This is a genomic window from Mucilaginibacter rivuli (assembly GCF_019391655.1).
In the GTDB taxonomy this organism is placed as follows: domain Bacteria; phylum Bacteroidota; class Bacteroidia; order Sphingobacteriales; family Sphingobacteriaceae; genus Mucilaginibacter; species Mucilaginibacter rivuli.
On sequence record NZ_JAHXPQ010000002.1, the window covers coordinates 218,041 to 230,932 of the forward strand.

Below are 12,892 nucleotides of genomic sequence, written 5' to 3' on the forward strand. Positions count from 1 at the left end.
TCTCAAGAGGGGAATCGCACATAGGCCAATGCTTTTAAATAGAAAGGCTTTTTACTCCCCTCTTGAGAGGGGGCGTGCCGGACAGAGCGAAAGCAGGGGTGTGTCTGTGTGCCTGATATTGGCTTTTAGCCTTCTGCTTTCCGCTTTCTGCTCCAACGCGCAGGAAACCCAAAAAGTGTACCTATCGGGAACAGGCAGCGATCATACCGTAAACTGGCAGTTTTATTGTACTTCAGGGATGAACTCGGGTAAATGGACAACCATCTCTGTACCATCAAACTGGGAATTGCAAGGATTTGGCAAGTACAACTATGGTTTGGATAAAGATACCGTGAGAGGTAAAGAGTCGGGAATGTATAAGTACAACTTCAATGTTCCTGCATCCTGGAAAGGTAAAGCCATCAATATCGTTTTTGAGGGTTCGATGACGGATACGAAGGTGAGCATAAACGGACAATCGGCAGGAGCTATTCACCAGGGTTCGTTCTATCGCTTTAAATACAACATCAGCAACCTGCTTAAACTCGGCGAAAGCAATTTATTGGAAGTTACCGTTGATAAGCATTCCGCCAATGCATCGGTAAATGCCGCGGAGCGTAAAGGTGATTTCTGGATCTTCGGTGGAATATATCGCCCGGTTTACCTTGAAGTTGCGCCGCAGCAACACATCAGTCGCGTTGCTGTAAATGCCTTGGCTAATGGTAAATTGAACGCAGAGATCTTTTTAGAAAAGCCATCGGTAGGTACATCGGTTGCTGCACAGGTGTATAGCTTGAGCGGACAAAAAGTTGGTTTACCTTTTAAAACCACATCACCCAAAGGCGATAGCATTTTAAAACTCAATGGCAGTGTAGCAAACCCCAAATTGTGGTCGCCGGAGTTTCCTAACCTGTATAATGTTGTTTTTTCGCTTACGCAGAATGGAAAGGTTACGCACACCTTTACGCAGCGCTTTGGCTTCCGTACGGTTGAGTTCCGCGAGCATGATGGTATTTACGTGAACAACGTAAAAGTGAAATTCAAAGGCGTTAACCGCCATTCGTTTTGGCCTGAAACCGGCAGGGCGATGAGCAAGACCCGCAGCATTGAAGATGTAAAGCTGATGAAGGACATGAATATGAACGCTGTCCGTATGTCGCACTACCCGCCCGACCCGCACTTTTTGGATGTATGCGATTCACTGGGTCTGTTCGTATTAGATGAGCTGACCGGCTGGCATAATAATTACGATACGCAGGTAGGATCAAAACTGGTAAAAGAAATGATCACCCGCGATGTGAACCACCCTGCCATAGTAATTTGGGATAATGGTAACGAGGGTGGTTTTAACTTTGATCTTGACCATTTTTTTGGCGATTATGATATTCAGAAAAGGCCATTGATCCACCCATGGTCTATCTACAAAGGCATCAATACCCAACATTATATCAATTACGATTACGGTACCGGTACTAACCTGCACGGGCACGATGTAACCTTCCCGACGGAGTTTTTACATGGATTATATGATGGCGGCGCAGGCGCGGGTCTGGATGATTTTTGGGAGCTGATGTACCGCACACCAATATCGGCAGGTGGTTTTATCTGGGCTTTCGCCGATGAGGATGTAGTGCGTACAGATAAAAACGGCGAACTCGATTCTGATGGCGACCATGCCCCTGATGGTATCGTTGGCCCTCACCACGAAAAGGAGGGAAGCTATTACGCCATTAAAGAAATTTGGTGCCCGGTACGTATGGAGCCCCGCGAGGTAACTTCGGCTTTTAACGGTAGTTTCAGGTTGGAGAATCGTTACCTGTATACCAATATCAAACAATGTACTTTCAGCTATAAACTGGCTAATTTGGATAACCCATATAAAAAGATGGGCACCATTCCCAAAACCGGGAGCATAGCTGCGCCTGATGTTGTGCCGGGTCAGTTTGGTAATTTGCAAATGCAAATGCCCGCGGGCTGGCAAAGTTATGATGTATTGTACATCACGGCCTATGGTCCGGATAAGCACGAGTTGTTTACCTGGAGCTATCCCATCAGCAGCCATCCCGAGATTACCCGCCGCATGGTGGATATCGGCGGAAGCGTAAAACCAACCATTACCGAAACCGATTCGCTGTATAATGTGAGTGCCAATGGTATCAGCGTTTCCTTTAAGCGCAGTTCAGGCTTATTAATCAGCGTAAAAAATGCCAAGGGTGATATTCCGTTCAATAATGGGCCTGTATTGGCCGAGGGCTGGGAAAAGAGTGGTTTTCAAAAACTGAGTTACCGTTACGATGGAAATAATTTGGTGGTTGAAGGTGCTTTTGAAAAGAAAGCTAACGAAGCCTTATTGAAATGGACGATATATCCCTCGGGCTGGATAAACATGACGGTAAAATACTGGCCAATTGGCGAAGAAGGTAATATGCTGGGGGTAAACTTCTCCTATCCCGAAAAGGATGTAAAAGGCGTAACCTATATGGGCGATGGCCCTTATCACGTTTGGAAAAATCGTTTGAAAGGTAACAGCCTGAATGTTTGGGACAAAAAATATAACAATACCATCACCGGTGTGCCGGGAATGGAGTACCCCGAGTTTAAAGGTTATTACAGCAACCTGTACTGGATGAAGTTGAATACCACTACGCAACCTGTTACTATTGTTTGCGATAACCGCGATGTGTTTATGCGTCTGTTTACCCCGGCGGCCCCTAAAAAGGTATACAATACCGCCCCGGCATTTCCTTCCGGCGATATTTCGTTTATGAACGGGATAACCGCCATAGGCACCAAATCGCAAAAGCCGGAAAAGCTTGGCGCGCAGGGTTTACCTAACAAGTACTTTGATTACTACAAAGACGTTGAAATGGCACTAACCATTAACTTATACTTTGATTTTTCGGGCAAATGAAAACAAGACTGACATATGGTTTTATATTAGCACTGCTCATCGGTAGTGTTACCTTGTTTTCCTTCCGGGAAAATGCCGCGGCGAATGTCGGCCTGCAAAACCTGCGCTGCGAAATGTTGGTGAACCCTTTAGGTATTGATGCCACGCAGCCACGTTTAAGCTGGGAAGTAACCGCAGGTGTGCGCGATGTGCAGCAAACAAGTTATCATATTTTAGTAGCGACAAGCATAGAAAAACTCAATTCCAATACCGGCGACCTGTGGGATTCGGGCAACATTAAATCTGATGCTTCGATACAGGTAGCTTATAAAGGCAAAACATTAACCAGCGGTACTACGTGTTTCTGGAAAGTAAAGATCACGACCAACAAAGGCGAGAGCGATTGGAGCAAACCGGCTCAGTGGAGCATGGGGTTATTAAACCCGTCCGACTGGAAAGGCAAATGGATAGGATTGGACAAGTCGTTCCCATGGGATAGTATTACTACATTTTCAAAGCTTTCGGCAAGATACTTCCGAAAGGAGTTTAAAGCTCCGTATGCTATCAAAAAAGCTAGTGTGCATATTGTAGGTTTGGGCTTATATCAGTTGTATATCAACGGCAATAAAATCGGTGCAGAGGTACTGTCGCAATCGCCAACAGACTACAGGAAAACCGTTAAGTATGACACTTACGATGTAACCGCGCAGGTTAAACAGGGCAGCAATACCATCGGTACCATATTAGGCAATGGCCGCTTTTTTGCTATGCGCCAAAATTACAAGCCGCTTAAGATTAATACTTTTGGTTATCCTAAAATGCTGCTGCAATTGAACATCGAGTATGCAGATGGTTCAAAGAGCTCAATTGTGACAGATGACACCTGGAAAGTTACTACCGATGGCCCCATCCGCAGCAATAACGAATACGATGGTGAAGAGTATGATGCCAATAAGGAATTGACAGGTTGGATGAATGTTGGTTATAGTGATGCCGCATGGTTAAAACCTGAGTTAGTGCAAGCTCCTGATGGCAAACTCGAAGCACAGATGAACGAACGGATGAGTGTAACCGAGATCATCAAACCCAAAACCATCACAAAATTGAATGACAACGCTTATGTGATGGATATGGGCCAGAACATGGCCGGATGGCTGCAAATGAAAGTTAAAGGGCCAAAGGGCACTAAAGTTAAACTACGTTTTGCAGAAACTACCAAAGCCGATGGCGAGCTATATGTTGCCAACCTGCGCGATGCAAAAGTTACCGATAGTTATACGTTAAAAGGTGGTGCACAGGAAATATGGAGGCCGATATTTGTTTATCATGGCTTTAGATATGTAGAGATCATCGGTTACCCGGGAGTCCCAACCGTTGATGATTTCGAGGGGCAGGTGGTGAATGACGATTTGGAAGTAACCGGTAAATTTGAAACCTCCAATGACCTTATCAATAAAATATACCGCAACGCGTATTGGGGTATCCGTGCCAATTATAAAGGTATGCCGCTGGATTGCCCGCAGCGTAACGAGCGTATGCCCTGGCTGGCCGATCATGCTACAGGATCATACAGTGAGAGTTTTGTGTTTGATAATGCGAAGCTCTATTCTAAGTGGACTGATGATATTGAAGATTCGCAAAAAAACGAAGGGCAACTGCCTGATGTTGCTCCCGCTTACTGGAACTACTACAGCGAGGACGTAACCTGGCCCGCAACCTACTTGATCATTGCTGATATGCTGTATAACCAGTATGGCGATACTAAACCCATTGCCAAACACTATGATTCGATGAAGAAATGGTTATGGTATATGAAAGGCAAGTACATGACGAATTACATCGTAACAAAAGATAAATATGGCGATTGGTGCGTACCGCCTGAGTCGCCGGAGTTGATCCACTCTAAAGATACCTTACGCAATACCGATGGGAAACTGATCGCTACGGCATACTATTTCAGGCTGCTGTCGCTGATGGATAAGTTCGCTAAAATATTGAACAAACCACAGGATATTAAGGAGTTTGATGCACTTTCGGCAAATATTAAAGCAGCCTTTAATAAGCAATATTATAATGCTAAAACCAAGCAGTACGCTAACAATTCGGTAACGTCAAACCTGTTGCCCTTGTATTTTGATATGGTTCCGGTAGCCGACCGTAAGGCAGTATTTAAAAGCATCGAGCACAAGATCGTTGTTGAAAACAAGCAGCACATCAGCACCGGGGTTATCGGTACGCAGTGGCTAATGCGGAGTTTGACGGATAATAACCGTACCGATATTGCATATCATTTGGTATCTAATACAGATTATCCGAGCTGGGGTTATATGGTGAACAAAGGCGCCACCACCTTTTGGGAGCTTTGGAACGGCGATACCGCTGCCCCGCAAATGAACTCGCAAAACCACGTGATGTTGTTGGGCGACTTATTGGTCTGGCTGTACGAAGACCTTGGCGGGATAAAAAGCGACCCACTGAAACCCGGTTTCAAACAATTGGTAATGAAACCTGAGCCTGTTGAAGGTTTGAACTTTGTTAATGCATCCTACCACTCCATCCACGGTTTGATAAAGAGTAACTGGAAAAAGGAGGGCAAAACCTTTAACTGGAATATAAGCATCCCGGCGAATAGTTCAGCAATTATCTATGTTCCCGCAACAGCGGTTACTGATGTAACAGAGGGGGGCAAGTTGGTTACCGGCGATGAAGGCGTTAAATTTTTAAGAATGGAAAATGGCCGGGCGGTGCTTAAGGTAACTTCCGGCGATTATTCCTTTAAATCAAAATTGTAAGTATGAAACGTATAGCAATAATAGCGGCAATTCTTTTTTTAGCGATAAGCACCGGTATCGCACAGCAAATAACAAACCCATGGCGCACAGGGATCATCACGGATGAGTTCATCTACGAAAAAGCGCCGTATCCTGAATGCCATGCATCTACCATCGCGCAAAGCAAAGGTGGCTTGGTAGCGGCATGGTTTGGCGGCACAAAAGAGCGCAACCCGGACGTATGTATCTGGGTAAGCCGTAAGATAAACGGCAAATGGACCGAAGGCATAAATGTTGCCAACGGGATCCAAAACGATACGCTGCGCTACCCTTGCTGGAACCCTGTTTTATACCAGGTGCCAAAAGGAGAGCTGATATTATTCTATAAAATAGGGCCGAGCCCCGGTACGTGGAAAGGTTTTATGAAAACATCTAAAGATGGCGGCATTACCTGGTCGGCACAACAGGCTTTACCTGAAGGCATTTTAGGGCCTGTAAAAAACAAGCCTGTATTATTAAAGAACGGCACTTTATTGAGCCCGTCGAGCAGTGAAGCTAAAGGCTGGAAGGTACACATGGAAGCATCTAAGGATAATGGTAAAACATGGACATCCGTAGTTGTTGAAGATGGTGAAACCAAAGGCGGTATACAACCCAGCATCCTGTTCCATAAAGATGGTAGTTTGCAGGCACTTTGCCGTAGTCGTGATAGGGCGATTGTAGAAACCTGGTCGAAAGATAATGGGTTGACCTGGTCGCCTTTAGCTAAAACTACATTGCCAAATAATAACTCGGGCACAGATGCCGTGACTTTGAAAGATGGCCGCCAGCTGTTAGTGTATAACCATGTTTTACCTCCCGGAAAGGAAGTAAAAGGCGCACGCACGCCTTTGAACGTAGCGATATCTCCCGATGGTAAAAAATGGTACGCGGCTTTGATATTAGAAGATTCGCCGATAAGCCAGTACTCGTACCCGGCAGTGATACAAACCGCCGATGGCATGGTGCATTTTGTGTATACATGGAGGCGCGAACGCATCAAACACGTGGTTGTAGACCCGAAGAAACTGAAATTGGTTGAAATAAAGAACGGCGAATGGCCCGCGGTTAAAGGTTATACATTACCCGTAATAGGCGGACCTGTAAAAGACCTGTAAATGATGATAAGAAAGGTAAATACCTGTTTGTTTTTGTTGCTGATGGTATCGGTCAGGCTGTTTGCGCAGCACAACGCCGAAGATAGCCTGAAAGAACCTTTAAAACAGGTATTAACCGAGGTGGCCGCGCGTTTCCACGTGCAGATAAAGTATGATGAGAGTTTAGTGAAGGACAAGTTTGTCACCTTTGCCAAATGGAGGTTCAGACCCGATGTGGACAAAACGCTGAACAATATTTTAACACCGCTTGATATATCATTCCCTAAAACCGCCGGTGTATATAAGCTGCGGAAGTTTGATTACCCCCGCTGGACTGTTGAAGATGGTAAAGAACAACTGGATTACCTGTCGTCACTATACACAGATGTGGCAAGTTTTGAAAAGCGAAAGGCGGCTATCCGCGCATGCATGTACAGTACCTTGGGGCTTTCTCCGATGCCGGCAAAGCCAGATTCAAAAGCTATTATTACCAACATCAGGCAGATGGATGGTTATACTATCGAGAATATTGCCATTGAAACCTTGCCGGGCCTGTATGTGACAGGGTCGCTCTATAAGCCTGTAAAAATTAAAGGTAAGATACCGGTTATCTTATCGCCAAACGGGCACTTTCAAAACGGACGGTATAATAAAGACCAGCAAAAACTCTGTGCTACATTTGCCCGTATGGGTGCCATGGCCATGAGTTACGACCTGTTTGGCTGGGGCGAAAGTATGCTGCAATTTAAGTTTGAAGACCATAACCGCAGTTTGGCAATGACCTTACAGGCGTTGAATGGATTAAGATTGATAGATTTTTTGCTTTCGCAGAAAGAAGCTGACCCCAACCGTTTGGCCATTACCGGGGCATCAGGTGGTGGTAGTCAGACCATGTTGCTTTCAGCTTTGGATGACAGGATCAAAGTAAGCGCCCCGGTGGTGATGTTGTCATGTTATTTCTATGGCGGTTCACTGTCTGAAAGTGGTATGCCCATACACTTATGCGAAGGCGGAACGAATAATCCCGAACTGGCCGCCATGTTCGCGCCGAAGCCGCAATTGGTAGTATCCGACGGTAAGGACTGGACGGAGCATGTGCCAGAAATCGAGTTTCCGTACCTGCAGAAGGTGTATGGCTATTATGGTAAAAAGGATGCTGTTATCAATGTGCATTTCGCTAACGAAGGTCATGATTATGGTATCAGTAAACGCAAAGCCGTTTATACTTTTATGGCTAAGAATTTAGGACTGGATATAAAAACTATAAGCGATGCTACAGGTAATATCGACGAAAGTAAAAGCGCTGTAGAAGATGAAAAGGCCCTGTATGTATTTGGCGATAAAGGCGAGCATTTACCTGCCAACGCCATACATGGTTTTGATAATATGCTAAAGGTTTTTGATAAAGTAGTATCAAAAAAATAGGTTTTAAATGCGCTCTTTTACCAATTAGTGTTGCGCGGCACTAATAACCAATTATATAGAAGAAGATGAAAGATTTATCGGCGATGAACAGGCGGAATTTTTTAGCCAATGCGGGGTTTGCTACTGCAGGGTTGATTATGGCTGCAAATGCATCGTGGGCGAAGGTATTTGCCGGTGACCAAAAGTATAAAGTTGCTGTGGTTGACCTGATGTTACTGAAACGCCAGAAGTTAGGCGCGTTCCAGCTGACAAAAGACATTGGTGCTGATGGTGTGGAAGTGGATATGGGCGGCTTGGGCCAGCGTGAAACGTTTGATAGCCAGCTGAACACCCCCGAAACCCGCCAGCCGTTTTTAGACAAAGCCAAAGAACTGAACTTAGAAATATGTTCATTAGCCATGACGGGCTTTTATGCCCAGTCATACGGTGAGCGCGCCGGAGTTGACCGCATGGTGCAGGACTGTTTGGATACCGCCAAAGCGATGGGGGTGAAGGTAGTTTTCCTGCCTTTAGGCGTTACCGACCTGGTGAAGAAACCTGAGTTGCGCCCTTCTGTTGTGGCACGTTTAAAAGCCATCGCGCCAAAAGCGGAAGAAATGGGCATCATCATCGGTATAGAAACAGCGCTGGATGCCAAAGAGGAAGTTAAATTATTAGACGAGATAGGCTCGCGTGCGGTGCAAAGTTATTTCAACTTTGCTAATGCCTGCGATAATGGCAGGGACGTGAGCGAAGAGTTAAAGATACTGGGCAAGAAACGTATTTGCCAGATACATTGTTCGGATACCGATGGCGTGTGGTTGCAAAACGACCCGAAACTGGATCTGAAAAAGATAAAGCAAACCCTCGATAAAATGAAATGGAGCGGCTGGCTGGTGATAGAACGCTCACGCGATGTGAAGGACGTGCATAATGTAAAGTGGAATTACAGCGGCAATACCGCATACGTTAAATCGGTTTTCCAACAATAGGATGAATAACCTGAAAGCCATATTGTTTGTAGCGCTGATGTTATCAGCATTGAAAAACTATGCGGTTGATATTTGGGTATCGCCGTCAGGTTCTGATCAAAATACGGGTACAAAAGAGCAACCGCTGGCCACTTTGAACATGGCGCTGCGCCATGCCAGGGAGCTGCGTCGTTTAAACGATGCCTCGGTCAACAGCGGCATCAATATCATCATCAAAGGGGGCAATTACCAATTGTTCGAGCCCGTTGTGATCCGTCCTGAGGATTCAGGAACGGCTGCATCACCAACTATTATCCAGGCCGCACCGGGCGAACAACCTGTGCTAAGCGGTGGAGTAAACGTAACAGGCTGGCATAAATTGGCAGGAACTGTACCCGGTTTACCAACTGAAGCAAAAGGTAAGGTATGGGTTGCCGATGCGCCGATAATTGGTGGCGATGTATTAAACTTTAGGCAATTGTGGGTGGATGGTGAGAAGGCTATACGTGCGAAAAGTGAAGACGGCGACAACATGAGCCGCATCCTGTCGTGGGATCATAAAGCGCAAACTTGCTGGATACCGAAGCCCAAAATCGGCGATCTGAGCAGCGTTACGGGTATGGAAATGCTGATACACCAGTGGTGGGCCATTGCGGTATTACGTATCAGATCAATACAGGTACAGGGAGACAGCGCGAAACTGAGTTTTGAACAACCCGAAAGTAGGGTACAATCAGAGCATCCATGGCCCGCGCCGTTCCTGTCAAAAAAAGCCGGAAACTCCGCTTTTTACGTCACTAATGCTATTCAGTTTTTAAACCAGCCGGGCGAGTGGTATTTAGACAGGCGCGCAGGTAAAATATATTACTGGCCGCGTGCCGGAGAAAATTTGGCATCAGTCAATGTTATCGCGCCATCGCTGGAAACATTGGTAAAGATGGAAGGCACTATTGATAACCCGGTATCTTATGTTTCGTTCAAGGGTATCTCATTTGAGTATGCCACCTGGTTGCTGCCGTCCCGACAAGGCTTGGTTCCGCACCAGGCGGGTATGTATATGCTGGATGCTTATAAGCTTAAAGTTCCGGGTACAACCGATAAAAAAGGCTTGGAGAACCAGGCATGGGTTGGCAGGCCTGCAGCCGCTGTGCAGGTGAGTTATGCCCATCATACCGGTTTTGAGGCTTGCCATTTCGAGCATTTGGCTTCCGCTGGATTGGACTATGTACGTGGTACGCATGATGACGAAATTAAAGGCAATTTGTTTAAAGATATAGGTGGGACAGCGATAGTAGCGGGTGTGTTTTCGGATGAGGCACAGGAGGTGCATTTGCCTTATAACCCGAAAGATCAACGGGAGATATGCAGCAACGAACACATCAGTAATAACCTGGTCACGGATGTGACCAACGAAGACTGGGGCTGCGTTGGCATTGGCGCAGGTTATGTAAAAGGTATCAATATTGAGCATAACGAGATCAGTGAAGTATCATACACAGGCATCAGTGTAGGCTGGGGCTGGACGAAGACCGCAAACGCCATGAGTGATAATCATATTTCAGCCAACAAGATAAACCATTATGCCAGGCACATGTATGATGTAGCCGGTATTTATACCCTATCGGCACAAGCAGGGACGGTAATAGATCAAAATTACGTCGATTCGATATATAAGGCCCCTTACGCGCACGACCCGCACCACTGGTTTTACCTGTACCTGGACGAGGGGTCGTCTAACATCACCGTAAAGGATAACTGGACACCAAGCGATAAGTTTTTGAAAAATGCCAATGGCCCGGGTAATGTTTGGGAGAATAACGGGCCGATGGTGGATGATAAGATTAAAGCGTCGGCAGGCTTAATGCCCGAGTTTCAGTACATGTTAAAATATAAGGCCGTCAATAAAAATAACCAGCCAATTAATTATGATGAGAAAAAGTAAGTTGTTGTTTTTGGTGCTGCTTTGCTTTGCCGCGATAAATGTTCGCGCGCAAGCGAAACTACCTATAGTGATAGAAATAGTTTATCCTGGCGGCAATGCCGAATATGATAAGCTAATAAGTTTTTGCGGCTCGCAACAGTTTATAGATGCCAACGATATTTATTCGTGGAAAAATCATTTTGTAATATATGGCAAAGGATATGAGCGCTTTTATCCGAAAGTAAAAGCGGCTTTTAAGGATTGTAAAGTCAAGCTATACGATAAGCCATTTTACGATTTTGAACGTACTAAATGCAGCGATAAAACGGTGGCTAAGCAGTGGGACAACATCATACTAACCGCCAACTTGGTAAAAAGCCCTAAGCTACAGCAGGAGTATCTAAACTATCACAAAACGCAATTCGAAAAATGGCCGGAAGTATCACAAGGGTTTTGCAATGCCAGCTTTCAGCAATTATTGGTTTTCAGGAATGGCAGGCAGCTGATGCTTATTATTAGTATCCCGAAAGGCGAGAGTTTAGATAAGCTGAACCCGCTGACAACAAAGAACAACCCACGGGTTGATGAGTGGAATAAGATAATGGCTAAATACCAGGAAGGAATAGAAGGAACAGCAAAGAACGAAACCTGGGTGTTTTTAAAACCATATAACCAAACTGACCATATAAACCATAAATAATTACTCAACAACTAAATAACACAACAACCTATCAACCAACACACCATGCTCAGATTAGGAATATTAGGTTTAGGAGAAGGCAGAAGCACCATGTCGGCGGCAATACAGAGCGCGAAATGCGACCTGCGCATGATATGCGACCGCAATGAAGACCTTTGTCGCCAGCGAGCCGACGAGTTTAAAATGTATGAGTACACCACCAATTACGAGGACATGCTGAATGACCCCGAAATTGATGCCATCGCCATTTATACACCCGACCACCTGCATGCCCAACACGTTAAACTGGCTTTACAACACGGCAAACATGTAATTTGCACCAAGCCCTTTATTGATAACCTGGCGGATGCCAGGGAGTTGATCGAACTGTCGGAAAAGACAGGTAAAAAGGTTTTCATCGGACAAAGCTCACGCTTTTTTGAACCTGCCAAACGACAGCGAAAAGATTTTGAAGCCGGTTTGGTTGGCGATCTGATAACCGTTGAAAGCCATTACCATGCCGACCACCGATGGTTTTTAGAAAAGCCATGGGCCTTGGAAAACTCTTTTAAATGGCTATACGGTGGCCTGAGCCACCCGGTTGATTTTATCCGTTGGTACATGCCCGATATTGAGGAAGTGATGGGGTATGGCATGATCAGCAGCAATGGAAAAACTGCCGGGTTGAAGAACCACGATACCATGCACTTTATTTTTAAAGCTACCGATGGCCGCATTGCCCGCGTGAGCGGCTGCTATACCGGCCCCACACAGCCCGCCCAGCGCGATAGCGGCATGACAGTTATTTTGCGCGGAACAATTGGTGCTTCGCAGGCGGATTACCATGAGTTGCGTTATGCTATTACCGATAAAACCGGTGAGGAAAAAATAGTGGTTTGGGGCGATAGTACCATTAAGCATTACTTCCGTTTTGAGGGCCAAAGCCACCATGCGGGAGAGTACCAAAACTATTTGGAATACTTTGCCGATTGCTTAGAAAGCGGCGAAACCGCCTACCCTGATATTAAAGAAGGGGTTGGCACAGTAGCTCTTTTACAGGCTATGGATAAAACATTGCAGACAGGCCAACCGGTTAAAATAGCGGATATTTTAAGATCATATCAGTTAACCCCCTAACCGG

The 12,892-nt window shown here is 45.7% G+C and carries 8 protein-coding genes; all 8 read left to right on the top strand.

What is annotated here, in order from left to right; translation table 11 throughout:
- Nucleotides 1-28: 28 nt before the first annotated feature.
- The 8 genes from KXQ82_RS04845 (at nt 29) to KXQ82_RS04880 (ending at nt 12,888) form a co-directional block, all read left to right on the top strand.
- Nucleotides 29-2,890, top strand: coding sequence for a glycoside hydrolase family 2 protein (locus KXQ82_RS04845; protein WP_219487032.1), 2,862 nt, complete (start codon nt 29-31; stop codon nt 2,888-2,890).
- The gene (locus KXQ82_RS04850; RefSeq protein WP_219487033.1) at nt 2,887-5,661 is read left to right on the top strand and encodes a glycoside hydrolase family 78 protein; all 2,775 of its coding nucleotides are present in this window, start codon (nt 2,887-2,889) and stop codon (nt 5,659-5,661) included. The genes KXQ82_RS04845 and KXQ82_RS04850 overlap by 4 nt, the downstream gene beginning before the upstream one ends.
- Before the next feature lie 2 nt (nt 5,662-5,663).
- Nucleotides 5,664-6,797 carry a sialidase family protein gene (locus KXQ82_RS04855; protein WP_219487034.1) on the top strand — a complete coding sequence of 378 codons (1,134 nt, stop codon included), beginning with the start codon at nt 5,664-5,666 and terminating at the stop codon, nt 6,795-6,797.
- Nucleotides 6,798-8,201 (top strand): alpha/beta hydrolase family protein, encoded by a 1,404-nt coding sequence (locus KXQ82_RS04860; RefSeq protein ID WP_255563444.1) that lies wholly within the window; start codon nt 6,798-6,800, stop codon nt 8,199-8,201. It begins immediately after the preceding gene.
- A gap of 65 nt (nt 8,202-8,266) precedes the next feature.
- Nucleotides 8,267-9,172, top strand: a complete 906-nt coding sequence (locus tag KXQ82_RS04865; protein ID WP_219487035.1) for a sugar phosphate isomerase/epimerase family protein — start codon at nt 8,267-8,269, stop codon at nt 9,170-9,172.
- A gap of 1 nt (nt 9,173) precedes the next feature.
- A complete protein-coding gene (locus tag KXQ82_RS04870) occupies nt 9,174-11,093 on the top strand; it encodes a right-handed parallel beta-helix repeat-containing protein (protein ID WP_255563445.1) in 1,920 nt (639 codons plus the stop codon).
- Nucleotides 11,077-11,772: an L-rhamnose mutarotase gene (locus KXQ82_RS04875; RefSeq protein WP_219487036.1), complete on the top strand. Its 696-nt coding sequence runs from the start codon at nt 11,077-11,079 to the stop codon at nt 11,770-11,772. The genes KXQ82_RS04870 and KXQ82_RS04875 overlap by 17 nt, the downstream gene beginning before the upstream one ends.
- A gap of 45 nt (nt 11,773-11,817) precedes the next feature.
- Entirely contained in the window at nt 11,818-12,888 is a 1,071-nt protein-coding gene (locus tag KXQ82_RS04880; protein WP_219487037.1) for a Gfo/Idh/MocA family protein, read from the top strand.
- Nucleotides 12,889-12,892 lie beyond the last annotated feature (4 nt).

Coding starts and splice junctions, on each gene's coding strand:
- KXQ82_RS04845 (WP_219487032.1), top strand. CDS start 29: ATGCTTTTAAATAGAAAGGCTTTTTACTCCCCTCTTGAGAGGGGGCGT.
- KXQ82_RS04850 (WP_219487033.1), top strand. CDS start 2,887: ATGAAAACAAGACTGACATATGGTTTTATATTAGCACTGCTCATCGGT.
- KXQ82_RS04855 (WP_219487034.1), top strand. CDS start 5,664: ATGAAACGTATAGCAATAATAGCGGCAATTCTTTTTTTAGCGATAAGC.
- KXQ82_RS04860 (WP_255563444.1), top strand. CDS start 6,798: ATGATGATAAGAAAGGTAAATACCTGTTTGTTTTTGTTGCTGATGGTA.
- KXQ82_RS04865 (WP_219487035.1), top strand. CDS start 8,267: ATGAAAGATTTATCGGCGATGAACAGGCGGAATTTTTTAGCCAATGCG.
- KXQ82_RS04870 (WP_255563445.1), top strand. CDS start 9,174: ATGAATAACCTGAAAGCCATATTGTTTGTAGCGCTGATGTTATCAGCA.
- KXQ82_RS04875 (WP_219487036.1), top strand. CDS start 11,077: ATGATGAGAAAAAGTAAGTTGTTGTTTTTGGTGCTGCTTTGCTTTGCC.
- KXQ82_RS04880 (WP_219487037.1), top strand. CDS start 11,818: ATGCTCAGATTAGGAATATTAGGTTTAGGAGAAGGCAGAAGCACCATG.